Genomic DNA, 26,105 nt, shown 5'->3' with positions numbered 1-26,105 from the left:
CTTGCGCTCGGTAAATAAGGATTTCCAGCTGAAAAGGCTCGGAAAGCCAGATAAATCCAGCGCAGGCCGCTCTCTCTTTGGCAGAAGCTGGCGTGCGGCATACTCGCAGCATGGCTGAACACACCTTCCTCTGGCACGACTACGAAACCTTTGGTGCCAACCCCCGCTATGACCGGCCCGCGCAGTTCGCGGCCATCCGCACGGACCTGGAGCTCAACGAAATCGGCGAGCCGCTGATGTGCTATTGCCAGCCCGCACCGGACTACCTGCCCAGCCCCGAATCCTGCCTGATCACCGGCATCACCCCCCAGCAATGTCTGGAGCAAGGCCTGCCCGAGGACGCCTTTGCGCGCCAGATCGAGGCCGCCTTCACCCAGCCCGGCACCGTCGGCGTGGGCTACAACACCATCCGCTTTGACGACGAGGTGACGCGCTTCCTGTTCTGGCGCAACCTGATCGACCCGTATGCGCGCGAATGGCAGAACGACTGTGGCCGCTGGGACCTGCTCGATGTGGTGCGCATGGTCTACGCCCTGCGCCCCGAGGGCATCCAGTGGCCCACCAAGGAAGACGGCAGCCCCAGCTTCAAGCTCGAGGACCTGGCCCGTGCCAACGGCCTGCTGCACGACCAGGCCCACGACGCACTCAGCGATGTGCGCGCCACCATCGCACTGGCGCGGCTGATCCGCGAGCGCCAGCCCAAGCTGTTTGAATTTGCCTTCGGTCTGCGCAAGAAAGACAAGGTGCTGCACGAAATGGGCCTGCCGGCCGAGCAGTTCGACGCGCGCCCCTTCCTGCATGTCTCCGGCATGATCCCGCCGCAGCGCGGCTGCATTGCCGTGATGTGGCCGCTGGCCCAGCACCCGACCAACAAGAACGAGGTCATCTGCTGGGACCTGAACGCCGACCCGGCCGAGCTGGCCAGCCTGGACGCCGACACCCTGCGCCTGCGCATGTTCACCAAGGCGGCCGAGCTGCCCGAGGGCGTCACGCGCCTGCCGATCAAGGGCATCCACATCAACAAGTCGCCCATGGTGGTGCGCAACCTCAAGACGCTGACGCCCGAAATGGCGGCGCGCTGGGGCATCGACATGGACACCTGCCTGGCGCACGCCGCCACCGCGCGGGCGCTGCCCGACATGAGCGCGTTGTGGAAGCAGGTCTACAGCCGCCTCGAAGGCCATGGCCCGCAGGATGTGGACCAGGACCTGTACAACGGCTTTGTCGGCCCGGCCGACCGCCGCCGCCTGACCCAGCTGCGCGCGCTGAAGCCGCAGGAGCTGGCCATGGACCGCACCGGCTTTGACGATGCGCGCCTGGCCGAGTTGGTGTTCCGCTGGCGCGCCCGCAACTGGCCCGACAGCCTGAGCGAGCAGGACACTGCCCGCTGGCAGCAGCGCTGCGCTGCTGCGCTGATCGACGGGCAGGGCGGCGCCCGCACGGCCGCTCAGATGTTTGCCCAGATCGACGCCCTGTCGGAAACCCTGGAAGACGAACGCTCCGAAGACATCCTGGGTGCGCTCTACGACTGGGCCGAAGCCATCGTCCCCGAGCAGTGAAGCGCCGGACGGCGTTGAATTTGTAAAGAAAATGGCTGCTGGCGCAGACCTGGCAAGCGCTTGCAGCTATCAAAATTGGGGATTGTGTGGTCTGCGGCTTGGTGGGCAAGCGCCAGGTCTGCCAGCGCACCGCTGCCGAAGGGCACGGCGCCAGGCTCGATCATCCCAGGTCCCACCACCCCAGGTTTGGGAAGTTCAGCCTCCGCGGCGCGGCTCGCAGCGAACTCGGCGCCCCGGAGGGCGCTGCATGGCCACCGCCACCCGCATCGGCCATGGACTGGGCCATGTCCCGCCCTGCGGCTGCATGCCCAGGGCCTGCCGGCGCGCGCACGACGCACCGCTGCTGCCCGCACCACCCACATCCCCCTGCGCCGGTCGCTGTGGGCTGACGAATTCAAAAGCAAGACCCGGAGTGCTGGAGGCGGGCGCCGCATCTACAGTGTCGACATGCAGTTTTTGGATGAAAGGCGTGACCATGTCGAAGCACAGTGAGGCCCTGGCACAGGCCGTGGTGTCCGATCCCCGCTGGGCCGCGGTCGTCGCGCGCGACCGGCAGGCCGATGGGCAGTTCTTTTACGCGGTCAAGACGACGGGGGTGTACTGTCGTCCCTCGTGCGGCGCCCGCACACCGCGGCCCGAGAATGTGGGTTTCTTCCAGACGCGCGCGGCGGCCGAGCAGGCCGGCTTTCGCCCCTGCAAGCGCTGCAAGCCCGAGCAGCCGCCACAGCGGGTTCAGCACGCGGAGCTGGTGGCCCGGCTGTGCCGCCACATCGCCGCGGCCGAGACGCCGCCCAGCCTGCAGGAGCTGGCCCAACTGGCCCAGATGAGTACTTTCCATGTGCACCGGGTGTTCCAGGCGGTCACTGGCGTGACGCCCAAAGCCTATGCCACCGCGCTGCGCGCCGAGAAGGTGCGGGCGGAGCTGGGGCGCGCCAGCTCGGTCACGCAGGCTATCTACGAGGCGGGCTACAACTCGAGCGGCCGTTTCTACGACGCTTCGCAGCAACTGCTGGGCATGGCGCCCTCCACCTACCGGGGGGGCGGGGCGCAGGTCACGATCCGCTTTGCCATCGGCCAGTGCTCGCTGGGGGCCATCCTGGTGGCCGCCAGCGCGCGCGGCCTCTGCGCCATCCTGATGGGCGACGATCCGGAGGCCTTGGTGCGGGACCTGCAGGACCGCTTACCCAAGGCGGAGTGCATCGGCGGCGATGCCGAATTCGAGCAATGGATGGCCCAGGTGGTCGGTTTTGTCGAAATGCCCAAGCTGGGCCTGGACCTGCCGCTGGATGTGCGCGGCACGGCCTTTCAGCAGCGCGTCTGGCAGGCGCTGCGCGATATTCCTGTGGGGCAGACCGCCAGTTACACCGACATTGCCCAGCGCATTGGTGCGCCCCAGGCCGTGCGTGCCGTGGCCGGGGCCTGCGCGGCGAATGCGCTGGCAGTGGCCATTCCCTGCCACCGGGTGGTGCGGACCGATGGCAGCCTGTCGGGCTACCGCTGGGGGGTGGAGCGCAAGCGCGCCTTGCTGGCGCGGGAGGCCACGCAATGAGCGCGGGGGCGGTGGAGCGTCTTTCGCAGCGCCTGGCAAGCCGTGAGGGAGCAGCTGCTGGCCATCCGTGGCATCGGCCCCTGGACCGTGAACTACGCCTTGCTGCGCGGTTATGGCTGGCTGGGCGGGTCGCTGCATGGCGATGCGGCGGTGCGCCGAGGCCTGCAAACGCTCTGGGGGCGGCCGGACAAGGTCAGCATGCAAGAGGCCGAGGACTGGTTGGCTCCATTCGCGCCATGCGCGCGTTTGTGGGGGCCCTCCTCTGGGCGGCGCAATCGTCAACGGCCTACTGAAGGCGCGGTGAAGGAAGACGGGTCAAACCGCGGCGCGCCGCCAGCTTTGGCTGGCGTGCGGTCTCGTCCTAGTTGGGGATGTGCTGCCCGCAAACACTGTCACCGCAGGCAAAGGAATCGGTACGGAGTGACTGGCGTCTTGGTGTCCCAGCCATCTGCGGGATTAGGGCTTGAAAAGCAGCGGGGGATGCGGCTGCCTGCAAGCCACAGCCCTGTGCGACAGATGCTGCGATGAAAAAAGGAGGCTGCTGCCTCCCTTGTGCGTGTGGTCCTCGCGGGCGCTTCAGGCCGCCACAGGCTCTGCCATGCCTTGGTGGCGCAGCAAGGCGTCCAGCTGGGGTTCGCGGCCGCGGAAGGCTTTGAAGTTGTCCATGGCGCTGCGGCTGCCGCCCATTTCCAGAATGTTGTGCAGGTACTTCTGCGCCGTGGTCTGGCTGGTGCTGCCGTCGGAGCCCTGGGTTTCTTCGAAGGCCGCATAGGCGTCGGCGCTCAGCACCTCGGCCCACTTGTAGCTGTAATAACCTGCCGCATAGCCACCGGCAAAAATGTGGCTGAAAGTGTTAGTGGAACGGTTGTAGGCGGTCGTGGGCAGCACGGCCACTTCAGCGCGCACCTGTTGCAGCAGGGCGTTGTAGTCGGCGTCGGGCTGGTGCTCGGTATGCAGCAGCATGTCGAACAGCGCAAACTCGACCTGGCGCAGCGTCCCCATGCCCGCCTGGAAGTTCTTGGCGGCGATCATCTTGTCGTACAGGGCGCGCGGCAGGGGCTCACCGGTCTCCACATGGGCAGTCATGTGGCGCAGCACATCCCATTCCCAGCAGAAGTTTTCCATGAACTGGCTGGGCAGCTCCACCGCATCCCATTCCACGCCGTTGATGCCGGACACGTCCTTTTCGTTCACCTGGGTCAGCATGTGGTGCAGGGCGTGGCCAGATTCGTGGAACAGGGTGATCACGTCATCGTGCGTCAGCAGCGCGGGCTTGCCATCCACACCGTCGGCGAAGTTGCAGACCATGTGGGCCACCGGTGTTTGCAACAGACCGGTGTCGGGGCGCAGCCAGCGGCTGCGCACATCGTCCATCCAGGCGCCGCCGCGCTTGCCCTTGCGTGCGGGCTGGTCCAGGTAGAACTGGCCCACGGTCTGGCCCTTGCGCTCCAGGCGGTAGAACTGCACGGCGGGGTGCCAGACGGCGGCTGTGTCACGGCTGATCTTCACATCGAACAGGGTCTCAATGATCTTGAACAAGCCATCCAGCACCTTGGGGGCCGTGAAGTACTGTTTCACTTCCTGCTCGCTGAAGGCGTAACGCGCTTCCTTGAGTTTTTCGGCGATGTAGGTCCAGTCCCAGGGCTGGGGATCGCTCAGTCCCAGTTCCTTGGCGGCAAATGCGCGCAGGTCGGCCACGTCCTTTTCGGCGTAGGGGCGCGCACGCTGCGCCAGGTCGCGCAGGAAGCCGATGACCTGCTGGGGTGACTGGGCCATCTTGGGGACCAGCGAGACTTCGGCGAAGTTGGCGTAGCCCAGCAATTGGGCCTCTTCCAGGCGCAGGGCCAGGATTTCCTTGATCAGGGGGGCGTTGTCGTATTGCACGGCGTCGCCTTCGGCTTGGTCGGAAGCGCGCGTGACGTAGGCGCGGTAGAGCTTCTCGCGCAAGGCGCTGCTGTGCGCAAACTGCATGACCGGCAGGTAGCAAGGCATCTTCAGCGTGAGCTTGTAGCCATCCTTGCCCTCGGCCTGGGCGGCGGCGCGGGCAGCCTGGACCACGTCGGCAGGCACACCGTCCAGCTCGGCTTCGGTGGCGTAGTAAGCCCAGGTGTCAGTGGCATCCAGGGTGTTTTCGCTGAATTTCTGCGCCAGCTCGGCGGCGCGCTCCTGGATCTTGGCAAAGCGCTCGCGTGCCGCGCCCTGCAGTTCGGCACCCGACAGCACGAAGCCGCGCAGGGCATTGGCGTGGGCCTTTTTCTGCTCTGCAGTGAGGCGGTTCACGTCGATGGCCTTGTACTTGGCGTACAGGCGCTCGTCGGCTCCCAGATTGGTCCAGAACTCGGTGATCTTGGGCAGCACCTCGTTGTAGGCGGCGCGCAATTCGGGGCTGTCGGCCACGCTGGACAGGTGGCTGACCGCGCTCCAGGCCATGCCCAGCTTCTCGGTGGCGACATCCAGTTCCTGGGCGATGGCATTCCAGTCGGCCGGGAAATCGGGGGCCGTCACCGTTTCCAGGGCCGCGCTGGCACGTGCCATCAAGGCCTCGATGGCGGGAGCGACGTCCGGCGGGGTGATGCGGTCGAACAGAGGCAGGCTGGCAGTTTCAAGCAAAGCATTGGTCATGCCTGCTATTTTGCGCCATCCGTACAGGTTTCAAGGTCGTGTTCGAACACGACCACGGCGTTGCGTCCGTGTAATTTGGCTTGGTACAGCGCCTGGTCCGCGCGCTGGATCAGCCGCGCGGGTTCGGTGCCATGGGCGGGGAACAGCGCCAGCCCGCAGGACAGGGTGGTCGACAGGGATGGGTCCTCGACCCGCAACTGCTGCACGGCGAAGTCTTGGCGCAATTGCTGGGCCCGCGCCAGCGCGGCGTCCGGCGTGACTTCGGTGAGCAGCAGCAGGAACTCATCGCCGCCATAGCGGCAGGCCGTATCACCCGCCCGGCAATTGCGCAGCAACAGCTGGGCCAGGGTCTGCAGCAACTGGTCGCCCACGGCATGACCGTGGCGGTCGTTGATCTGCTTGAAATGGTCGATGTCCAGCAGCAGCACGGCCGCGCCCGAGCCCATCACGGCGCAGCGCTGCAGCTGCAGCTGCATGGTTTCGTCAAGGTGGCGGCGGTTGTACAGCCCGGTCAGCGGATCGCGAAGGGCCAGCTCCGTCAGCTGGGCCTGCAGTCGGTGGTTGGCTTCGAGCTGCTGGCGCAGCTGGGCGCGGTGGCGGTGCAAGGACGTGGCGCGCAGGTAGGCGTCGTAGGCGAAGGCCAGGATGTACAGGCCGAGCGTGAACATGCTCAGGCCCGTGGTCAGCAAGCTGGTGTCGGCCTGCCAGGGGGTGGGACGCAGCCCGTGCATCACCGCGATGCCAAGCGCCATGCACAGCGTGGCCTGGACCCAGCCGCGAAAGCTTTCGAACACCAGCAGGTTCATGCTGACGCCGATGTACATGGTGAAGGTGATCCACAGCGGCAGGCCCAGAAAGCTGCACCACAGTCCGAAGCCCAGGCCATCGAGCAGCATGTTGCGCACTTCGACCTGACGCTGGCGCTGCTGGGGCAGGCGCCGGGTCAGCAGGTAGAGCACCTGCGGGTACACCACGAACTGCAGCACCAGCAGCAGCCAGGCGATGGGGCCGGGTTGCCGGTCTGCCATGTGCGAGGCCACGGTCAGCGCCAGCAGGACGAAGCAGATCGACCGGTTTTTCCAGTTCATCCGGACGATCCAGTGGACGCCCGCGGTGGGTGCGATGGAGTCTGGCTGCATGCTTGCTCCTCTGTGGCGGTATTCGCTGAACCACTGTAACAGAGCGTTGTGTATACAAAACGCGACTGCCTGTGGCCCTGGGAACAACCACTGGGGGGCATGCATCTGTGTCAAATAGGCAGCTAGCGCCTGCGCAGAGCGCGCAGGTAGCTATGAAATGCAGAGTGCGATTGTGCCGGCCCGCAGTCCTGGCCGCGGACCGGCAGGCGCTTTAGCGGGCTGCCGCGGTGCGCTCGGCCGCTTCCATGGTGTTGACCAGCAGCATGGTGATGGTCATGGGGCCCACGCCGCCGGGCACGGGGGTGATGTAGCCTGCCACATCCTTGCAGCCGTCATAGTCCACGTCGCCGCACAGCTTGCCTTCGGCATTGCGGTTCATGCCCACGTCAATCAACACGGCGCCGGGCTTGATCATGTCGGCAGTCAACACGTTGACCTTGCCCACAGCCGCCACCACGATGTCGGCCTGGCGGGTCATGGCGGCCAGGTCGGCCGTGCCGCTGTGGGTGATGGTGACGGTGGCGTTGGCGGCCAGCAGCATCATGGCCATGGGCTTGCCCACGATGTTGGAGCGGCCGATCACCACGGCGTGCTTGCCGCGCAGGTCCTTCATGCCGATGGATTCCAGCATTTTCATGCAGCCGTAGGGCGTGCAGGCCTTGAAGCCGACCTCACCCACCATCAGCGCGCCGGCGCTGGCCACGTGGAAGCCGTCCACGTCCTTCAGGGGCGAGATGGCTTCGATGACCTTGTGGTCGTCGATGTGCTTGGGCAGGGGCAGTTGCACCAGGATGCCGTGGATGCTGGGGTCGTTGTTCAGCGCGTCCACGCGGGCCAGCAATTCGGCTTCGGTCATCGAGGCGTCGTACTTCTCGAGCACAGAGTGGAAGCCCACGTCTTCGCAGGCCTTGACCTTGTTGCGCACATACACCTGCGAAGCCTGGTTGTCACCCACCAGTACCACGGCCAGACCGGGCTTGGTGCCCTGGGCGGTCAGGGTGGCGGCGCGCTGGGCAACTTCGGTGCGCAATTGGGCGGAGAGGGCTTTGCCGTCGATGATTTGGGCTGTCATGGTGTATCTGCGTCAGAAATAAAAATACTGCCAGCGACCTGTTTCCAAGTGGCTGGCAGTTTTAGGGAAACCCCTGAAGTTTATGCCGGGACTTTGCCGCCTGCAGCGCTAGAGCCCAAAGCAATCTTGAGCAGGTCGGCTACCGTGTTGGCACCCAGCTTTTCCATGATGTTGGCGCGGTGGGCTTCCACGGTCTTGATGCTGATGCCCAGGTCGTCGGCGATCTGCTTGTTCAGGCGGCCGGCAACGATGCGTTCCAGCACCTGGGATTCGCGCCCGGTCAGCTTGGACAGCAGGGCCTCGCGGCTGGCGGCCTGCTGGTGGCCGGCAAAGGCTTCGCGGGCATGGTCCAGCATGCGTTCGACCACGCTCAGCAGGTCATCCTCGTTGAAGGGCTTCTGGATGAAGTCCAGGGCACCCTTCTTCATGGTGTTCACGGCCATCGGCACGTCGCCGTGGCCGGTGATGAAGACGATGGGCAGGGGAGACTTGCGTTCCAGCAGCTTGTCCTGCAGCTCCAGGCCGGTCATGCCGCCCATGCGGATGTCGGCGATCAGGCAGGCGACTTCGCGGGGGTCGTAGCGTGCGAGAAAGGATTCGGCCGAGTCGAAGCAGCGCACACGATAGTCTTTGCCTTCCAGCAACCACTGGAGCGAGTCGCGCACGGCCTCGTCATCATCCACGACGTAAACCGTTCCTTTTTTGGGTGTCAAACTCATGCAGGATTCCTTGTATTTGGATTAATAACCGTAGAAAGGTTGTCTCCCTTTTCCTGGGGCGTGGCCAGCGGAATCCAGAAGGAAAACCGGCAGCCAACCACCTCGGAACCATTGTAGAGGTTCTCCGCAGCCATACGGCCATCGTGAGACTCCACAATCGAGCGACACAGATTCAGACCAATGCCCATGCCTTCGTTCTTGGTGGAGAAGAAGGCTTCGAACAAACGCTCCTGGACCTCGGGTGCCAGGCCCTTGCCGGAGTCCTGGACGGAGAATTCCACTCCCAACTGACCTTCTACCTCTTTGGGGACGACCCGCAATTCCACCAGCCGTTGCGCCGTGGTGCGCTGTGCCTGGTCAATGGACTCGCCCGCATTTTTTATCAGATTGATCAGCACTTGCTCAATCAAAATCGTGTCTGCCAGCACAGGCGGTATGCGGGCCGCCACAAAATGGCTCAGTCGCACGTTGCGCCGGCGCATTTCGATGTTCGCCAGCTCCAGCGCCTCGTCGACGATGGACTCCACCTGGGCCATGGTGCGATTGGGTTCGCTGCGCTTCACGAAGGAGCGGATGCGCTGGATGATCTGCCCGGCGCGCTGGGCCTGGTGGGCGGTCTTCTCCAGCGCAAACTTCATCTGCTCTTCGGTCAGCGTGCCGTTGGCCAGGCGCGTCAGCATGCCGCTGCTGTAGTTGCTGATGGCAGTCAGGGGCTGGTTCAGCTCGTGGGCCACGCTGGACGCCATCTCGCCCATGGTGATCAGGCGGCTGGCACTCTGGGCCTGTTCGGCCTGGCGCGCGGCCTGTTCCTCCGCCATACGGCGCTGGGTGATGTCGGTGGCAATCACCATCTGGGCCAGGCGGCCGTCGACCCAGCTGAGGTAGCGCGAACGCACTTCCAGCCATTTGCCCAGTTCGGCCACATAGATTTCGGCGTTGTTGCTGGAGGCGCTGGTGATCGGATCGGTGGGAAAGCCCATCAGTCCGTCTTCGTCGTCCACGGTTTCGCTGCGCTCGGCCGGCAGGCCGGCCTGCTGCACCAGCTGCAGGTGGCCCGTGGTCTGTGAGCCAAACCACTGCCGGTACAGCTTGTTGGCGAACAGCAGCTCGGCACTGCCCAGTGGTGCTACAGAAACAGAAGCGTCCAGCGCTTCCAGCACAATGGTGAAACGGTCGTGGGAGGCTGCAAGCTGGTCGCGGATGCGCTTGGACTCGGTGATGTCGGTCATGGACGACATCCAGCCCGTCTGCTGTCCGCGGGCATCGATCAGTGGCGAGATGTACAGCCGCGCATCGAACATGCTGCCGTTCTTGCGCCGCACGCGCACCTGGAAGCCCCCTTGCAGGGTCTTGCCGCTGAGCTCGTCGTTGAGCTTGCTGTGCAGGTAGTCGTAGTCGCTTTCAGCCCAGTAGGAATAGGGCGGTGTCTGACCCACCAGTTCGCTTTCGCTCCAGCCGGTCATCTGGCAGAAGGCGGCATTCACGTAGGTGATGCGGCCTTGCATGTCCAGCGCGCGCATGCCGGTCAGCAGCGAGTTTTCCATGGCGCGGCGGAAATTGGTTTCCGCCACCAGGGCTTCCTGGGCGCGCAGGCGCTTGCGGGTGTGGCGCCAGGTGCCCAGCAGCAGCCAGGCGGTCATCATGCTCAGCGAGGCCACCAGCCAGAACATGCCGTTGCCCACCATGCTCAAGGAGGTGCTGTAGGCCTGCCCCTTGATCTGCAGCGAGTTGCCTACCGGGGAGATGGGGATCTGGTATTCACTGGCCTCGGGCTTGGCGATCTGGTACCAGTGCTCGGCGGTGTGCGGGCGCTTGAGCGGCGTGCCAGCAATCAGCACACCCTGGGCGTCGGTCATGGTGATGGCGTAGCGGGCCAGCAACTCACTGGGCGTGGCATAGCGCATCAGGCTGTCGACCGAATACTCGGCCATCACCGTGCCGCCAAAGCTGCTGGTGCCCATGACCGGGGCATGGAACTGCAGCAGCGGTGGGTTCTGGCCGGGCACCACCACCGGCTGGTGGTAGACCGACTGGTAGCTGTCCTTGACCTGCTGGAAGCTCTCGCCCGCGCTGTCCTTGCCCAGGCGCTCTGCCGGCATGCGCAGTTGCTCGCGTGGCACGGTGGGCGCGGCATAGCTGGTGATGATGCGGCCGTCACGGTCCACCCAGGTCAGCACCTGCAGTTCGGGGTACTGGGTGACCAGCACTTCGGCGCGGTTACCAAACTCCACCGTGCCAATGTCGCCGTAGCTGAGGTCGCGCGCAATGCGCATCACCTGTTCCTGGCGTTCCAGCAGGCGCAGGCGCATGCGCTGCTGGGCATATTCCACATCGCGCTTGAGGGCTTGCTCGCCGCGATCGACTTCCTCTGCGCGCAAATACCAGAAAGCCGCAATGATTGCTGCCATGAACAGTGCCACTGACACCAGCGGCGCCAGTGCGGCCAAGCGGTCCTGGCGGGTCGGCGAGAGGCTGCGCCACCACATGCGCCACCATTGCGTGGGATCGGCACTGGTGAAGGCGGGGGAGGCAACCGGGGCCGGGGACTTTTGTTCAGGGGAAACCATGTGTGCAGTGTAGGGGGATTCCCTGGCGGCGCGGGTCATCCCCGTGACGATGGCAACGTCTTGTTTTTAATGTGCAGTTGCAGCAATTTTTCATAATATGAGAGTTGTGTGCATCATTTGAAAAATGGAAAAAATGTGCGAAACTGCGCGCCGAAAGGTCGCCAAATTGGGCGTATTTGTTTCGCAGGCACGGTGTGGGCTTCCGCTAAGCTGAAGGCTCGGCACACACCGCTTCAACTGTGGCCGCAGACAAGCGCGTTCGATGGATGCAATTCCCGACCACCCCCTGCAGCCTCTTGAACAGGAGACACATATGACCGCTCAGACCGACCCTCAGGCCGGCGCCAACGCCAAGCCCAGCCTGGATCCCCAGGAATCCCGCGAATGGATGGAGGCGCTGAGCGCCGTCATCGACCGCGAAGGTGCCGAATATGCGCACCAACTGATTGAAGAAGTGCTGGAACACGCCCGCCAGAACAGCGTGGACCTGCCGTTCTCGGCCAACACCGGCTACGTCAACACCATCGAAACCAGCCAGGAAGCCCGTTGCCCCGGCAACTTGGAGATCGAAGGCCGCCTGCGCGCCTACATGCGCTGGAACGCCATGGCCATGGTGGTCAAGGCCAACCGCCACCACCCACCGGAAGGCGGCGACCTGGGCGGCCACATCGGTTCCTTCGCCTCGCTGGCCAACATGTTTGCGGCCGGCTTCAACCACTTCTGGCACGCCGAGAGCGAAAACCACGGTGGCGACTGCCTGTACATCCAGGGCCACGTCTCGCCCGGCATCTACGCCCGCGCCTACCTGGAAGGCCGCATCTCCGAAGAGCAACTGCTGAACTTCCGCCAAGAAGTCGACGGCAAGGGCCTGTCCAGCTACCCCCACCCCAAGCTGATGCCCGAGTTCTGGCAGTTCCCCACGGTGTCCATGGGCCTGGGCCCGCTGATGGCCATCTACCAGGCGCGCTTCCTGAAGTACCTGCACGCCCGTGGCATCGCCAACACCGAAAACCGCAAGGTCTGGGTGTTCTGCGGCGACGGTGAAATGGACGAAGTCGAATCGCTGGGCGCCATCTCCCTGGCCGCGCGCGAGAACCTCGACAACCTGATCTTCGTCATCAACTGCAACCTGCAACGCCTGGACGGCCCGGTGCGCGGCAACGGCAAGATCATCCAGGAGCTGGAAGGCGAATTCCGTGGCTCCGGCTGGAATGTGATCAAGCTGCTGTGGGGCCGTGGCTGGGACGAGCTGCTGGCCAAGGACAAGGACGGCGTCCTCAAGAAGATCATGATGGAGTGCAACGACGGGGACTACCAGTCGTTCAAGGCCAACGACGGCGCCTACGTGCGCAAGCACTTCTTCGGCCGCGATCCCCGCGCGCTGAAGATGGTCGAGCACATGTCCGACGACGAGATCTGGAACCTGCGCCGTGGTGGCCACGACGCGCAGAAGGTCTACGCTGCCTTCCACGCCGCCAACAACACCAAGGGCCAGCCCACCGTGCTGCTGGTCAAGACCGTCAAGGGCTTTGGCATGGGCAAGATCGGTGAAGGCAAGAACACCGTGCACCAGACCAAGAAGCTGAGCGACGAGGACATCAAGGCCTTCCGCGACCGCTTCAACATCCCGATCCCCGACAGCCAGATCGCGGACATCCCCTTCTACAAGCCGGCCGACGACACGCCGGAAATGAAGTACCTGCACGAGCGTCGCAAGGCCCTGGGCGGCTACCTGCCACACCGCCGCGTGAAGGCCGACGAAGCTTTCACCGCCCCGTCGCTGGACACCTTCAAGGCCATCCTGGAGCCCACGCCCGAAGGCCGTGAAATCTCCACCACCCAGGCCTATGTGCGTTTCCTGACGCAGCTGCTGCGCGACAAGAACATCGGCCCCCGCGTGGTGCCCATCCTGGTTGACGAGGCCCGTACCTTCGGTATGGAAGGCCTGTTCCGCCAGGTCGGCATCTACAACCCCCACGGTCAGCAGTACACCCCGGTCGACAAGGACCAGGTGATGTACTACCGCGAGGACAAGGCCGGCCAGATCCTGCAGGAAGGCATCAATGAAGCCGGCGGCATGAGCAGCTGGATTGCGGCCGCGACGAGCTACAGCACGTCCAACCGCATCATGATCCCGTTTTACGTGTACTACTCCATGTTCGGCTTCCAGCGCATTGGCGACCTGGCCTGGGCCGCGGGTGACATGCAGGCGCGCGGCTTCCTGCTGGGCGGCACTTCGGGCCGCACCACGCTGAACGGCGAAGGCCTGCAGCACGAAGACGGTCACAGCCACATCCTGGCCAACACCATCCCCAACTGCATCTCCTACGACCCCACCTTCGCCCACGAAGTGGCCGTGATCATGCAGGACGGCCTGCGCCGCATGGTGCAGAACCAGGAAAACGTCTTCTACTACATCACCTTGCTGAACGAGAACTACCCCATGCCCGGTCTGGCCGAAGGCACGGAAGCGCAGATCATCAAGGGCATGTACCTGGTCAAGCCCGGCCAGAAGGTGCCGCAATCCGGCCAGCGTGTGCAACTGCTGGGCTCGGGCACCATCCTGCGCGAATCCTTCTTTGCGCAAGAGCTGCTGGAAAAGGACTGGGGCATTGCCGCCGACGTGTGGAGCTGCCCATCGTTCAACGAACTGACCCGCGACGGCCAGGACGCCGAGCGCCACAACATGCTGCACCCGCTGGAAACCGCCAAGGTGCCGTTCGTGACGCAGCAGCTGCAGACCTCGCAAGGTCCGGTGATTGCATCGACCGACTACATGAAGGCCTACGCCGAGCAGATCCGCCCCTTCATGCCCAAGGGCCGCACCTACAAGGTGCTGGGCACCGACGGTTTCGGCCGTTCCGACTTCCGCCGCAAGCTGCGCGAGCACTTCGAGATCGACCGCCACTACATCGTCGTGGCCGCGCTCAAGTCGCTGGCGGAAGAGGGCAAGCTGCCCGTCACCAAGGTGGCCGAAGCCATTGCCAAGTACGGCATCCAAGCCGACAAGATCAACCCCCTGTACGCCTAATCGAGCACCGGAGACACACACATGGCATTGACAGAAATCAAGGTCCCGGACATCGGTGACTTCGACAGCGTCGGCGTGATCGAGGTGCTGGTCAACGTGGGCGACACCATCAAGGTTGAGCAATCGCTGATCACCGTCGAATCCGACAAGGCGTCCATGGAGATCCCTTCCAGCCACGCCGGCGTGCTCAAGGAGCTCAAGGTCAAGCTGGGCGACAAGGTGGCGCAGGGCGCCGTGATCGCCGTGATCGAAACCGCCGATGTGGCCTCGGCCCCCGCTGCGGCGGCGGCACCTGCACCGGCTGCTGCCGTGCCCGTTGCGGCAACAAATGTGGCGCCAGCGCCCGCTGCGCCTGCGCAGGCTGCTACACCTGCTGCAGCACCCAGCAGCGTGAACATCGCCATCCCCGACATCGGTGACTTCAAGGACGTGGCCGTCATTGAGCTGCTGGTCAAGGTGGGCGACACCGTCACGGCCGAGCAGTCGCTGTTCACCGTGGAGTCGGACAAGGCCTCGATGGAAATCCCATCGCCCGCCGCTGGCACCATCACCGCCCTGACGCTGAAGATCGGCGACAAGGTCAACGTCGGCGACGTGGTCGGCGCCATGAGCGTGCAGGGTGCAGCCCCCGCCGCCGTGGCAGCACCTGCCGCAGCCGCACCGGTTGCAGCACAAAATGCGGCCCCCGCCGTTGCTGCGCCTGCGCCCGCTGCTCCTGCTGCGGTAGCAGCTGTGGCCGCACCGGCCCACAACCCCACCGTGGCCCCCACGGGCGCGCTGCCCCATGCCTCGCCCTCCGTGCGCAAGTTTGCGCGCGAGCTGGGCGTGCCCCTGGCGGAAGTCAAGGGTTCCGGCCAGAAGGGCCGCATCACGCAGGAAGACGTGATGGGCTTCACCAAGTCCGTCATGGCCGGCGCGGTGCAGACCCTGGCCCAGCAGGCCGCAGCGCCCAAGTCCTCCGGCGGCAACGTCGGCGGCCTGGAAGTGCTGGCCTGGCCCAAGGTGGACTTCGCCAAGTTCGGCCCCGTGGAGCGCAAGGACCTGTCGCGCATCAAGAAAATCTCGGGCGCCAACCTGCACCGCAACTGGGTGATGATCCCCCACGTCACCAACAACGACCTGGCCGACATCACCGACCTGGAGGCCTTCCGCGTCTCCACCAACGCCGAGCAGGCCAAGGCCAAGAGCGACGTCAAGGTCACCATGCTGGCCTTCGTCATCAAGGCCGTGGTCGCTGCGCTGAAGAAGTTCCCCGAGTTCAACACCAGCCTGGACGGCGACACCTTGGTCTACAAGCAGTACTTCAACATCGGCTTTGCGGCGGACACGCCCAATGGCTTGGTGGTGCCCGTGCTCAAGGATGCCGACAAGAAGGGCATCATGCAGATCAGCCAGGAAATGGGTGAGCTGGCCAAGAAGGCCCGCGACGGCAAGCTGGGCGCGGCCGACATGCAGGGTGGCTGCTTCTCGATCTCGTCCCTGGGCGGCATCGGCGGCACCGACTTCACCCCCATCGTCAACGCGCCGGAAGTGGCCATCCTGGGCCTGTCCAAGTCCAGCATCCAGCCCGTGTGGGACGGCAAGGCCTTCCAGCCGCGCCTGATGCTGCCCTTGAGCCTGTCGTACGACCATCGCGTCATCGACGGCGCTGCGGCCGCACGCTTCAACGCCTACCTGGGCGCCGTGCTGGCGGACTACCGCCGCATCCTGCTGTAACCAAGGGGCTGACACACATGGCAATCATCGACATCAAAGTGCCCGACATTGGCGATTTCGCCGAAGTCGGCGTGATCGAACTGCTGGTGCAGCCCGGTGACAGCGTCACCGTGGACCAGTCCCTGATCACCGTGGAGTCCGACAAGGCCTCCATGGAAATCCCCTCCAGCCACGCCGGCGTGGTCAAAGAGGTGAAGGTCAAGATCGGCGACAAGGTCGCCGAAGGCTCCATCATCATCGCCCTGGAAGCGGCAGAGGGCGCTGCGGCTGCCCCTGCAGCTGCTGCTCCCAATCCGGCTCCAGCCCAGACTGCACCTGCGCCAGCAGCTACAGCTTCTGCAGCGCCTGCGGCCGTGGCCGCACCGGCCGCCGCCAGCTTTGGCGGCACGGTCGACTTGGACTGCGACGTGCTGGTGCTGGGCGGTGGCCCCGGCGGCTACTCCGCCGCCTTCCGCGCCGCCGATCTGGGCCTCAAGGTCGTGTTGGTCGAGCGCTACGCCACCCTGGGCGGCGTGTGCCTGAACGTGGGCTGCATCCCCTCCAAGGCGCTGCTGCACGTGGCTGCCGTCATGGATGAGGTCAAGCACCTCGAAGTGGCTGGCATCCAGTTCGGTGCGCCCCAGGTGAACGTCGACCAGCTGCGCGGCCACAAGGAAAAGGTCATCGGCAAGCTGACCGGCGGCCTGGGCCAGATGGCCAAGATGCGCAAGGTCACCATCGTGCGCGGCTACGGCAGCTTTGTCGGCGCCCACCACCTGGAAGTGGAAGAAACCACCGGCCAGGGCCAGGACAAGACCGGCACCAAGAAGGTCGTCCAGTTCAAGAAGGCCATCATCGCCGCGGGCTCGCAGGCCGTGCACCTGCCCTTCATGCCCCGGGACGAGCGCGTGGTGGACTCCACCGGCGCGCTGGACCTCAAGGGCGTGCCCAAGCGCATGCTGATCCTGGGCGGCGGCATCATCGGCCTGGAAATGGGGACCGTCTACAGCACCCTGGGCGCCCGCCTGGACGTGGTGGAAATGATGGACGGCCTGATGCAGGGCGCGGACCGCGACCTGGTCAAGGTCTGGCAGAAGATGAACGCGCACCGCTTCGACAACATCATGGTCAACACCAAGACCGTGGGTGCCGAAGCCACGCCCGAAGGCATCAAGGTCACGTTCGCCCCCGCCAAGGACGGCGTTACCGTGCCCGAACCCCAAACCTACGACCTGGTCCTGCAAGCCGTGGGCCGCACGCCCAATGGCAAGAAGATCAGCGCCGACAAGGCGGGTGTAGCAGTGACTGACCGTGGCTTCATCGACGTGGACATCCAGATGCGGACCAACGTGCCGCACATCTTTGCCATTGGCGACATCGTGGGCCAGCCCATGCTGGCGCACAAGGCCGTGCACGAAGCGCATGTGGCCGCCGAAGTCATCGCCGGTGAACTGCAGGGCAACAAGGAACTGGCCGCGGCCGCCTTCAACGCCCGCGTGATCCCGTCCGTCGCCTACACCGACCCCGAAGTGGCGTGGGTGGGTCTGACCGAAGACCAGGCCAAGGCCCAAGGCATCAAGGTCAAGAAGGGCCTGTTCCCCTGGGCCGCCTCCGGCCGCGCCATCGCCAATGGCCGCGACGAAGGCTTCACCAAGCTGCTGTTCGACGACAGCCCCGAGGCGCACGGCCATGGCCGCATCCTGGGCGGCGGCATCGTCGGCACGCATGCGGGCGACATGATTGGTGAAATCGCCCTGGCCATCGAAATGGGCGCCGACACCGTGGACATCGGCAAGACCATCCACCCGCACCCCACGCTGGGCGAAAGCATCGGCATGGCGGCGGAAGTGGCGCACGGGTCGTGCACGGATGTGCCACCGGCACGTAAGTGAAGCGCACCTTGTAGAAGGTGCTGACCTTAAAAAGGCAACCTTCGGGTTGCCTTTTTTATTGGTGTGGATGCTGGCCAGATTTGGCTTCATCTTGCTGATCTGCAGGTCGACGGTGGCACAGAGTTGGGAGTTGCTGCATTTTCTGCGCGCCCAGGCGGCCGGCCAGCTCTTGCAGCTGTCGGGATGCTGGGCCATGCCGGTGGCCCTGCCGGACATGGCGTTGCGCTGCCCCGGCCAGCCCTGGCAGCGCCAGCGGGTGCGCCTGGTCGGCCTGGAGGATGTGCAGGGCCTGCTGCCTGACCCGCGCATGCTGACGCTGTGGCTGCCGCCCGAGGGCCGCGCCGTGGGGGCGGTGCTGCCTGCTGCGGTCGATTGCGTCGTGACCTCAGGCACCGAGGCCCGCCAGGCGCTGCGCTGGTTGACGGGCAGCGAGGCGCTGCAGCAGACCCAGTTGCTGGCGGACAAGCCCGGCTGGCTGCGTGCGCGCAATTACCGCGGCGCCGATAGCTGGAACGAGGGCGACCTGGTGTGCCGTCTGGCCGATGCCGGGGCCGCTGTGCCAGTGAACACTGTGGAAGACAGCCTGACGCGGCTGCTGCGCAGCATGGACAGCCAGCCCGTGGTCTATGTCAAGGGCGGCAGCCTGCACGGTGGCGCTGGCCGGCGCGGTGCGCCGCGCGATCAGGCAGCTTCCTGAAACGCCTGCATGCCCTGCATGCAGTACTGCAAAAAGCGGTTGGCCGCGGGGGAGAGCTGGCGGCCCGCCCGGGTGATGAGCTGGACCTCGGCGCTGAGCAGGGCAGGGTTGTGGATGGGCACGGCCAGCACCCGGCCCTGGACCAGCTCGGTGGTGACCGAGCACTTGGGCAGCAGGGTCACGCCCTGGCCGGTGGTCACAAAGCCCAGCAGCACGCTGATCAGGTTGCTGGTGAGGGCCGGGGACAGGCGGATTTTTTCCGCATGCTCGGCAAATTCAACCAGCTGGCGGATGCCGTAGACGCCCTGCAGCAGGGCCACCGGCCACTGCGACAGCTCCTGCAGCGAGGTGTGCGGTGCTCGGCTGAGCGGGTGGCCGGGGGCGACAATGGCGTGCATCGGCTGGCGGGCCGAGCCGCGCGAGGCGATGTGGCTGTCCGCGGGGGCGTAATAGACCAAGCCGATTTCTGCGGCATCCTCGCGCACGCGGCGCATGATCTCGTTGGTGCCGTAGATGTCGAGCGCGATCGAGACATCCGGGTAGTGCTGGCGGAACTGGCGGATCGGGCCATCGATCAGCTCCTGGGCGAAACCTTCGCCGCTGACGATGCTGACCGTGCCGCTGCGCAGGCCGCGCACGGCGTCCACCTTGGCCAGCATGTCGTGCTGGTGGGACTGGTGCTGGCGGTAATAGTCCAGAATCAGCTGCCCGGCCTGGGTGGGCACCACGCCGGTGCGGTGGCGCTCGACCAGGGCCACACCCATCTCTTCTTCCAGCAGGCTGATCTGGCGGCTGACGGCCGAGGGCACGATGCCCAGTTTTTCCGCCGCGGCGCGCACGGAACCATTGCTCACGGCCTCATACAAATAACGGGCACGGGAATCGTGAAATGTGTGCATGGCAGGCCAGGGTGGGGCAGGGTGAGAGGGACAACAGCGCAGCGCAGGCCGGCATGGTAAGGCGAGCGTTCTGTTTTTTAGAACAGAAAACAAAAACAAACGCAATAAACACGCGGATATATTTTCCGACCTTGGCATGAGCGGACCCGCAGCGTTAGGCGCTGCCGTGGCGGGCTGTGCCAAGCGTTGCCAATTCCTCCCTGAACGTGTCGTTGCCATGCCGCCGGCCCCGGTGGTACAGCAGCCCGTGCCCGGTACAGGCCCGACGGCCTGCGGCGGGGCGTGTTGGCGGCGGACATTCCACATTCATATCAAGCACGTGGCCGCGGTGTGGCGGTGGCGGGAAAAGGAATCCGATGCGTACAGACGTTCAGCCCGGCAAGTCGCCGATGAACTGGGGGGTGGTGGTGCAGGTGTTTGCGCTGGCACTGGTGATTGCAGCCTTGTCCGAATGGCTGGGCCCGCTGCCCATCGAGCTGGGCATTGGCAAGGTGGTGCTGCTGCCCATGATCTGGGCGTTGCTGATTGGCCTGGTGCTGGGCCTGCTGTCCAAGCGCCTGCCTGCACCGGCCAAGCTGGACCTGCGCGGTCAGCACTTTGCCGCGGCCGTGCTCTCGTGTGCGCTGTTCCTGTTCATCGCCAAGCTGGGCCTGCTGGTGGGCGGCTCGCTGCCGCAACTGAGCAAGGTGGGCTGGGCGCTGGCGCTGCAGGAGCTGGGTAACCTGGTGGGCTGCATTTTGCTGGGCATGCCCGTGGCGCTGCTGCTGGGCATCAAGCGCGAAGCGATTGGCGCCACCTTCTCCATCGGCCGTGAACCCGGCCTGGCGATCGTGGGTGAGCGCTTCGGCATGAACTCCCCCGAAGGCCGCGGTGTGCTGGCCGAATACATCACCGGCACCCTGATCGGCGCCATCTTCATCTCCATCCTGGCCGGTTTTGTGACCAGCCTGAACATCTTTCACCCCTACGCCCTGGCCATGGGCGCGGGCGTGGGTTCGGGCTCGATGACCGCCGCTGCCGTGGGCGCCGTGGCGGCGCAGCACCCCGAGATGGCCGACCAGATCGCCACCTACGCGGCGGCGGCCAACCTGATCGCTACCACCTTGGGCACCTACCTGACGCTGTTCATCTCGCTGCCGCTGGCCGTGCGCGCCTACCGCTGGCTGGAGCCGCTGCTGGGCCGCAACCGCAAGGCCGTCTCGATTGACGATGGCAGCGTGGCGCAGCCGAGCGAAGTGGTGCACACCCCCGTGCTGAACCTGGGCATGCGCCTGCTGTCGTGGGTGATGGGCGGCGCCACCGTGCTGGTGGCCAACCGCATCGGCCACGGCGTGCCCATGCTGGACGCGTTGCCTGGCGTGGCCATCATCATCGGCGTGGTGCTGGTGGGCGACCTGGTCTATCTGGCCACGCAGCGCAAGCTGCCTGCCGTGTGCTGGATCTCCTTCGTGGCCATGGCCATGACCTTCCCCAGCACGCCGTATGCGGCCGAAGTGGCGGCGCTGACCGGCAAGGTCAACTTCTTTGCCATGATCACCACCATGCTGACCTTTGCCGGTCTGTCCTTGGCCAAGGACATCCCGGCTTTCCGCCGCCTGGGCTGGCGCATCGTCGTGGTCTCGCTGATGGCGAATGCCGGCGTGTTCCTGGCTGCGGCCGCGATTGCCCAGTTCTTCGTGGGCAGTCTGTGATCCCGTTCCTTCCAAGAAAGCCTGAACGATGAGCAACCCGAATGACAGCGTGAACTGGCCCACGCAGGACAGCCTGCAGGCTTGGCGGCACGACTTCCACCGCCACCCCGAAACCGCGTTCCAGGAGCACCGCACCAGTGCCCGCGTGACCGAACTGCTGCAAGGTTGGGGGCTGGAGGTGCACACCGGCCTGGCCGGCACCGGCATCGTCGCTGTGCTGCGAGGCCGCCGCGGTGACGGCCCCAGCATTGGCCTGCGCGCCGACATGGACGCGCTGCATGTGCACGAGCTGAACACCTGCGCGCACAAGTCGCAGCACGAGGGCCGCATGCACGCCTGCGGCCACGATGGCCACACCACCATGCTGCTGGGGGCGGCCCAGGCCCTGGCCAGCCAGCCCGACTTTGCCGGCACGGTGCATTTCATCTTCCAGCCCGCCGAGGAAAACGAAGGCGGTGCGCGCGCCATGATCGAGGATGGGCTGTTCCAGCGCTTCCCGATGCAGGCCGTCTACAGCCTGCACAACTGGCCGGGCCTACCCGTGGGCACGGCAGCGGTGCACAGCGAGGCCGTGATGGCAGCCTTTGACATCTTTGACCTGACGTTGACCGGCCAGGGCTGCCACGCCGCCATGCCGCACCTGGGCAAGGACGCGCTGCTGGCGGCCTGCCAGCTAGTCACCCAACTGCCCGCACTGATCGCGCGCGAGCAGGAAGTGCACAAGCCCGCCGTGCTGAGCATCACCAGCTTCCACGCTGGCGACACCTACAACGTCATGCCCGAAGTCATCCAGCTGCGCGGCACCGTGCGCTGCTTCGACATGGCGCAGCGCGCCCGCATCGAGCAGCGCTTTCGCGATGCGATTGCGGCCACCTGCACCCTGCATGGCCTGCAGGCCGACCTGGACTACCGCGTCAGCTACCCCGCCACCATCAACCACCCGGTGCATGCGGAAGTCTGTGCCGAGGTGCTGGCCGGCGTGCTGGGCGCCGAGCAGGTGCGCCGCGACCTGAAGCCCAGCATGGCCTCGGAGGACTTCTCCTTCATGGCCCAGGCCTGCCCCGGGGTGTACATCTGGATGGGCAATGGCGAGGACAGCGCCTCGCTGCACAACCCCAAGTACGACTTCAACGACCGCGTGCTGCCGCTGGGCGTGCAGTACTTTGTGCAACTGGTGCAGGCGCTGCTGCGCGACGGCCGCCTGCCGGCGGCTGCCTGACCAGCGCTGGCCCCAGGCCGCACTGCCACTTGTGAGAACCGGGCCTGCGCCCGGTTTTTTTGGGGCCGGCTGTCGCGCAGGTGCCAGGCCAGCGACAAAAAACCAGCTTGAAATACTCGGGATTGCCCCTAGATGGCACAAACTGCCCCCGCACGGCGTGGGGCAGCCCTTTGTTTGATCGACGAGCCTTCCTCCATGACCCAACTTCAAAAACCCTTCAAGATCGGTTCCGTGACCCTGCCCAACCGCGTGGTGATGGCCCCGCTGACCCGCATGCGCGCCTTCCAGGGCCGTGCGCCGGGTGACCTGCAGGTCACGCACTACCGCCAGCGCGCGGGCGCCGGCTTGATCCTGACCGAGGCCACCTCGGTCAGCCCCCAGGGCGTGGGCTACCCCAACACCCCCGGCATTTGGTCGGACGAGCAGGTGGCCGGCTGGAAGCGCGTGACCGAGGCCGTGCATGCCGCCGGTGGCCACATTGCCGTGCAGCTGTGGCACGTGGGCCGTATCTCTGACCCCGAGCTGCTGGATGGCCAACTGCCCGTGGCCCCCAGCGCCATCGCCACCGAAGGCCAGGTGGCCGTGCTGCGCCCCAAGCGCGACTACACTGTGCCACGCGCGCTGGAAACCGCCGAGATCGCCGGCATCGTCCAGGACTTTGTGCAGGCCGCCCGCAACGCCAAGGCGGCCGGTTTTGACTTCATCGAAGTGCACGCCGCCAATGGCTACCTGTTCGACCAGTTCCTGCACGATGGCAGCAACCAGCGCACCGACCAGTATGGCGGCAGCATCGAAAACCGTGCGCGCTTCCTGCTGGAAGTGCTGGACGCGCTGGCCCAGGAATGGCCGGCCGAGCGCATCGGCGTGCACCTGAACCCCATGAGCAACGTCCACAGCATGCGCGACAGCGACCCCGTGGCGCTGTTCAGCTATGTGGCGCAGCAGATCGAAGCGCGCAAGCTGGGCTTTATCTTCTCGCGCGAAGAGCTTAAAGACGGCGTGCTGCCCATCGGCCAGCACCTGCGCAAGATCTACAGCGGCACCTACATTGCCAACGACGGCATGAGCCAGCAGGACGCCGAAGCCCTGCTGGCCCGCGGTGCGGCCGATGCCGTGGCCTTTGGCCGCGTGTTCATCGCCAACCCCGATCTGCCGGCCCGCTTCGCCCAGGGCGCGCCGCTGAATCCGCTGAACGCCAGCACCATCTACAGTGCCGACGCCACCGGCTACAACGACTACCCCGCGCTGGACGCGGAAACGGCCGCCGCCTGAGTCGGGTCCCGCCGCATGCAAAAAAGCCAGTCCGATGACTGGCTTTTTTGATAGCTGTCAGCGCTTGCTGTGCAAAGGCTGGATCCTGATTTGGCTTCTAATCTGCGTGGCGCTTAAAAGCTTTCCCACTCGTCGCTGGTGTCGGCGGCAGGTGCAGCCGCCGGCTTGCTGGGGGCGGGTGCGGCGGCCGGCAGCTTGGCACTGGCGGGTTTGGCGGCCAGCTGCGCGGTCGGGCGTGGGGCCGGTGTGGGCGCCAGGGTGGGGCGCACCGGGGCGGCGGCAGTGCGGACCACGGCCGGCTGTGCCACGCTGGCGGCGTGCCCCAGCTTGAACACGGCGACGGCCTGGACCAGTTCCTGGGCCTGGCCGTGCAGGCTGGTGGCGGCGGCCGACATCTCTTCGACCAGGGCCGCGTTCTGCTGCGTGGCCTGGTCCATCTGCGTCACGGCTTCGCCGACCTGGGCAACGCCGGCGCTCTGCTCGGAGCTGGCCGCGCTGATCTCGCCCATGATGTCCGTGACGCGGCGGATGCTCTGCACCACCTCGTTCATGGTGGCGCCGGCCTGGTCGACCAGGCTGGTGCCTTGATCGACACGCTGCACGCTGGCCGTGATCAGGGCCTTGATTTCCTTGGCGGCTTCTGCCGAACGGCCGGCCAGGCTGCGCACCTCGGCCGCGACCACGGCAAAGCCGCGGCCCTGTTCGCCGGCGCGGGCAGCCTCGACCGCGGCGTTCAGCGCCAGGATGTTGGTCTGGAAAGCGATGCCATCGATCACGCTGATGATGTCGGCAATCTTGGCGCTGGATTCGCTGATGCCCTTCATGGTGTCCACCACCTGGGCCACGACCTGACCGCCTTGCACCGCCACGTTGGAGGCGTTTTGCGCCAGCTGGTTGGCCTGGCGCGCGTTGTCGGCGTTCTGCTTGACGGTGGAGCCCAGCTCTTCCATCGACGCCGAGGTTTCTTCCAGCGCCGAGGCCTGGCTTTCGGTGCGTGCGGACAGGTCCTGGTTGCCCTGGGCAATCTCGGAGCTGGCCGTGGCGACGTTGTCCGAACCGTGGCGCACACTGCGCACCACTTGAGCCAGATTGCTCTGCATGTCACGCAGGGCGGTCAGCAACTGGCCGATTTCGTCGCCGCTGTGGATTTGCACGTCCTGGCTCAGGTCCCCGGCGCCGATGCGCTGGGCCACGGCGCGGGCCTGCTCCACACCGGCGGCGATGCCGCGCGACAGGCGCCAGCTGATGAAGGTGGCGATGGCCACGGTCAGCACCATCAGGATGGCGCCGAGGGTGTACAGCTGGGCGAACATGGCGTTGACTTCGGTCTCTGCCGCGGCCACCTGCTGGGCTTCGCCGTCGACCAGCTCCTGCGTGGCCTGGATGTAGGCTGTGGTCGTGGGGATGAACTTCTGTTGGACGAAATTCTGTACGGTCTGGCTGTCCGCGCTCAGCTTCATCTGGTTGATGTCGTTGCGCGTGCTGAGCCAGACCTTGCGCACTTCACCGACGTTCTGGGCGCGCTTTTGCGACTCTGGATCCAGCGCCTTTTCCAGGAAGGCCTTTTGCTTTTCATCGGTGGAACGCGAGGTGGCGGCCATGGATTCCTTGAAGAAATCCAGCATGGCATTGCCATCGGCATAGGCCACGGCCAGCGAGCGGGCGGAGTTCTGCCGCACGTCGCCTTGCCAGGCGCTGGCGATCTTGAGCAGTTCGGCCGAGCGCTCCATGCGCGCCGTGGCCTGCGTCACTTTCTCCATGCGCCAGGTGGTAATGCCCGCCGTCACAAAGAAAATCAGAATGATCAGCGCAAAGCCGATATTCAGCTTGTGGGATATTTTGGTGTTTTTCATTGTTATGGTGTTTTTTAAACGGTCTGGGTGGCGCTGGCCAATTCACCGGTGTCCGCACCGGCAATGAATTGCTCGATGTCCATCAGGATCAGCATGCGCGCCGCTTCGGCTTGCTCCAGCGTGGCAATGCCGATCAAATGCTGGGAGGCCAGGGTGCTGCTGAATTCGGGCGCGGGCTTGATGTCTTCGGCCTTCAGGGCCACCACATCCTGCACCGCGTCAACGACCAGACCGATGACGCGCTCGCCCACATTCAACACGATGGTCACGGTGTGGCTGTCGTAGTCCGCGCGATCCATGCGCAGCTTGATGCGCATATCCCAGATCGGCACGATGACGCCGCGGAGATTCAGAACCCCCAGGATGAAGGATGGGGCATTGGCGATGCGGGTCGGCGCTTCATAGCCACGGATTTCCTGGACTTTCAGGATATCGATGCCGTATTGCTCACCACCGAGCTGAAAGCTCAGATATTCTCCAGCGTGCTGTCTCATAAGTGTGTGATTTCTGTTTGGGATAAACCAAAGCGCCAGGCTTCCTGGGAAGGCTGGCGCTTATGGCAATACGGCATAGCCCATCAGAAACTACAGCAACGGGCGTTGTGACGACCGTGCCGAATCCGCAATCAC

At 65.2% G+C, this 26,105-nt stretch carries 17 protein-coding genes; 9 read left to right on the top strand and 8 right to left on the bottom strand.

Features of this window, described 5'->3' with window-relative positions; genetic code table 11:
* Positions 1–110: 110 nt before the first annotated feature.
* Together sbcB and ada are read left to right on the top strand one after the other, a co-directional pair.
* Entirely contained in the window at positions 111–1,559 is a 1,449-nt protein-coding gene (sbcB, locus tag KAQ61_RS07620) for an exodeoxyribonuclease I (RefSeq protein ID WP_210931166.1), read from the top strand.
* Between the two features lie 475 nt (positions 1,560–2,034).
* Complete coding sequence (ada, locus tag KAQ61_RS07615) at positions 2,035–3,108, top strand: bifunctional DNA-binding transcriptional regulator/O6-methylguanine-DNA methyltransferase Ada (protein WP_244983020.1); 1,074 nt, start codon at positions 2,035–2,037, stop codon at positions 3,106–3,108.
* Between the two features lie 576 nt (positions 3,109–3,684).
* On the opposite strand, the gene KAQ61_RS07610 is transcribed toward ada, so the two are convergent.
* From KAQ61_RS07610 to KAQ61_RS07590, 5 genes are all read right to left on the bottom strand, one after another.
* Positions 3,685–5,730 carry a M3 family metallopeptidase gene (locus tag KAQ61_RS07610; protein ID WP_210931162.1) on the bottom strand — a complete coding sequence of 682 codons (2,046 nt, stop codon included), beginning with the start codon at positions 5,728–5,730 and terminating at the stop codon, positions 3,685–3,687.
* A gap of 5 nt (positions 5,731–5,735) precedes the next feature.
* Positions 5,736–6,869: a sensor domain-containing diguanylate cyclase gene (locus KAQ61_RS07605; RefSeq protein WP_210931160.1), complete on the bottom strand. Its 1,134-nt coding sequence runs from the start codon at positions 6,867–6,869 to the stop codon at positions 5,736–5,738.
* Between the two features lie 211 nt (positions 6,870–7,080).
* On the bottom strand, positions 7,081–7,941 hold the full coding sequence (gene folD / locus KAQ61_RS07600; protein WP_210931158.1) for a bifunctional methylenetetrahydrofolate dehydrogenase/methenyltetrahydrofolate cyclohydrolase FolD: 861 nt from the start codon (positions 7,939–7,941) through the stop codon (positions 7,081–7,083).
* A gap of 80 nt (positions 7,942–8,021) precedes the next feature.
* The gene (locus KAQ61_RS07595; protein WP_042418500.1) at positions 8,022–8,660 is read right to left on the bottom strand and encodes a response regulator transcription factor; all 639 of its coding nucleotides are present in this window, start codon (positions 8,658–8,660) and stop codon (positions 8,022–8,024) included.
* Positions 8,657–11,227: a PAS domain S-box protein gene (locus KAQ61_RS07590; RefSeq protein ID WP_210931156.1), complete on the bottom strand. Its 2,571-nt coding sequence runs from the start codon at positions 11,225–11,227 to the stop codon at positions 8,657–8,659. Before KAQ61_RS07590 ends, KAQ61_RS07595 begins: the two co-directional genes overlap by 4 nt.
* A gap of 313 nt (positions 11,228–11,540) precedes the next feature.
* Here KAQ61_RS07590 and aceE point away from each other — a divergent pair, with 313 nt between their 5' ends.
* The 4 genes from aceE (at position 11,541) to KAQ61_RS07570 (ending at position 18,542) form a co-directional block, all read left to right on the top strand.
* Complete coding sequence (aceE, locus tag KAQ61_RS07585; RefSeq protein WP_210931154.1) at positions 11,541–14,258, top strand: pyruvate dehydrogenase (acetyl-transferring), homodimeric type; 2,718 nt, start codon at positions 11,541–11,543, stop codon at positions 14,256–14,258.
* A gap of 21 nt (positions 14,259–14,279) precedes the next feature.
* Positions 14,280–15,974, top strand: coding sequence for a dihydrolipoyllysine-residue acetyltransferase (gene aceF / locus KAQ61_RS07580; protein WP_210931152.1), 1,695 nt, complete (start codon positions 14,280–14,282; stop codon positions 15,972–15,974).
* A 17-nt stretch (positions 15,975–15,991) separates the two neighbouring features.
* Positions 15,992–17,845 (top strand): dihydrolipoyl dehydrogenase, encoded by a 1,854-nt coding sequence (gene lpdA, locus KAQ61_RS07575; protein WP_210931150.1) that lies wholly within the window; start codon positions 15,992–15,994, stop codon positions 17,843–17,845.
* A 130-nt stretch (positions 17,846–17,975) separates the two neighbouring features.
* Positions 17,976–18,542 carry a hypothetical protein gene (locus tag KAQ61_RS07570; protein ID WP_210931148.1) on the top strand — a complete coding sequence of 189 codons (567 nt, stop codon included), beginning with the start codon at positions 17,976–17,978 and terminating at the stop codon, positions 18,540–18,542.
* Here the strand turns inward: KAQ61_RS07570 and KAQ61_RS07565 are convergent.
* Positions 18,527–19,441: a LysR family transcriptional regulator gene (locus tag KAQ61_RS07565; protein WP_210931146.1), complete on the bottom strand. Its 915-nt coding sequence runs from the start codon at positions 19,439–19,441 to the stop codon at positions 18,527–18,529. The genes KAQ61_RS07570 and KAQ61_RS07565 overlap by 16 nt on opposite strands.
* Before the next feature lie 356 nt (positions 19,442–19,797).
* On the opposite strand from KAQ61_RS07565, the gene KAQ61_RS07560 reads away from it, so the two are divergent.
* The 3 genes from KAQ61_RS07560 (at position 19,798) to KAQ61_RS07550 (ending at position 23,623) form a co-directional block, all read left to right on the top strand.
* Complete coding sequence (locus tag KAQ61_RS07560; RefSeq protein WP_210931144.1) at positions 19,798–21,132, top strand: DUF3100 domain-containing protein; 1,335 nt, start codon at positions 19,798–19,800, stop codon at positions 21,130–21,132.
* A gap of 28 nt (positions 21,133–21,160) precedes the next feature.
* Positions 21,161–22,351: a M20 aminoacylase family protein gene (locus KAQ61_RS07555; RefSeq protein ID WP_210931142.1), complete on the top strand. Its 1,191-nt coding sequence runs from the start codon at positions 21,161–21,163 to the stop codon at positions 22,349–22,351.
* 195 nt (positions 22,352–22,546) lie between these two features.
* Entirely contained in the window at positions 22,547–23,623 is a 1,077-nt protein-coding gene (locus KAQ61_RS07550; RefSeq protein ID WP_210931139.1) for an alkene reductase, read from the top strand.
* 113 nt (positions 23,624–23,736) lie between these two features.
* On the opposite strand, the gene KAQ61_RS07545 is transcribed toward KAQ61_RS07550, so the two are convergent.
* Together KAQ61_RS07545 and KAQ61_RS07540 are read right to left on the bottom strand one after the other, a co-directional pair.
* A complete protein-coding gene (locus tag KAQ61_RS07545) occupies positions 23,737–25,476 on the bottom strand; it encodes a methyl-accepting chemotaxis protein (protein WP_210931137.1) in 1,740 nt (579 codons plus the stop codon).
* Between the two features lie 14 nt (positions 25,477–25,490).
* Entirely contained in the window at positions 25,491–25,970 is a 480-nt protein-coding gene (locus tag KAQ61_RS07540) for a chemotaxis protein CheW (RefSeq protein ID WP_154165030.1), read from the bottom strand.
* Positions 25,971–26,105 lie beyond the last annotated feature (135 nt).

The organism is Comamonas aquatica, from assembly GCF_018064205.1.
In the GTDB taxonomy this organism is placed as follows: Bacteria; Pseudomonadota; Gammaproteobacteria; order Burkholderiales; family Burkholderiaceae_C; genus Comamonas; species Comamonas aquatica.
The sequence above is the reverse complement of the archived record's forward strand: the minus strand, read 5'-3'. Positions and strand labels throughout refer to the sequence as shown.

Excerpts from the sequence above, each read along its gene's own strand:
- sbcB (WP_210931166.1), top strand. The coding sequence starts at position 111 with ATGGCTGAACACACCTTCCTCTGGCACGACTACGAAACCTTTGGTGCC.
- ada (WP_244983020.1), top strand. The coding sequence starts at position 2,035 with ATGTCGAAGCACAGTGAGGCCCTGGCACAGGCCGTGGTGTCCGATCCC.
- KAQ61_RS07610 (WP_210931162.1), bottom strand. The coding sequence starts at position 5,730 with ATGACCAATGCTTTGCTTGAAACTGCCAGCCTGCCTCTGTTCGACCGC.
- KAQ61_RS07605 (WP_210931160.1), bottom strand. The coding sequence starts at position 6,869 with ATGCAGCCAGACTCCATCGCACCCACCGCGGGCGTCCACTGGATCGTC.
- folD (WP_210931158.1), bottom strand. The coding sequence starts at position 7,941 with ATGACAGCCCAAATCATCGACGGCAAAGCCCTCTCCGCCCAATTGCGC.
- KAQ61_RS07595 (WP_042418500.1), bottom strand. The coding sequence starts at position 8,660 with ATGAGTTTGACACCCAAAAAAGGAACGGTTTACGTCGTGGATGATGAC.
- KAQ61_RS07590 (WP_210931156.1), bottom strand. The coding sequence starts at position 11,227 with ATGGTTTCCCCTGAACAAAAGTCCCCGGCCCCGGTTGCCTCCCCCGCC.
- aceE (WP_210931154.1), top strand. The coding sequence starts at position 11,541 with ATGACCGCTCAGACCGACCCTCAGGCCGGCGCCAACGCCAAGCCCAGC.
- aceF (WP_210931152.1), top strand. The coding sequence starts at position 14,280 with ATGGCATTGACAGAAATCAAGGTCCCGGACATCGGTGACTTCGACAGC.
- lpdA (WP_210931150.1), top strand. The coding sequence starts at position 15,992 with ATGGCAATCATCGACATCAAAGTGCCCGACATTGGCGATTTCGCCGAA.
- KAQ61_RS07565 (WP_210931146.1), bottom strand. The coding sequence starts at position 19,441 with ATGCACACATTTCACGATTCCCGTGCCCGTTATTTGTATGAGGCCGTG.
- KAQ61_RS07560 (WP_210931144.1), top strand. The coding sequence starts at position 19,798 with ATGCGTACAGACGTTCAGCCCGGCAAGTCGCCGATGAACTGGGGGGTG.
- KAQ61_RS07555 (WP_210931142.1), top strand. The coding sequence starts at position 21,161 with ATGAGCAACCCGAATGACAGCGTGAACTGGCCCACGCAGGACAGCCTG.
- KAQ61_RS07550 (WP_210931139.1), top strand. The coding sequence starts at position 22,547 with ATGACCCAACTTCAAAAACCCTTCAAGATCGGTTCCGTGACCCTGCCC.
- KAQ61_RS07545 (WP_210931137.1), bottom strand. The coding sequence starts at position 25,476 with ATGAAAAACACCAAAATATCCCACAAGCTGAATATCGGCTTTGCGCTG.
- KAQ61_RS07540 (WP_154165030.1), bottom strand. The coding sequence starts at position 25,970 with ATGAGACAGCACGCTGGAGAATATCTGAGCTTTCAGCTCGGTGGTGAG.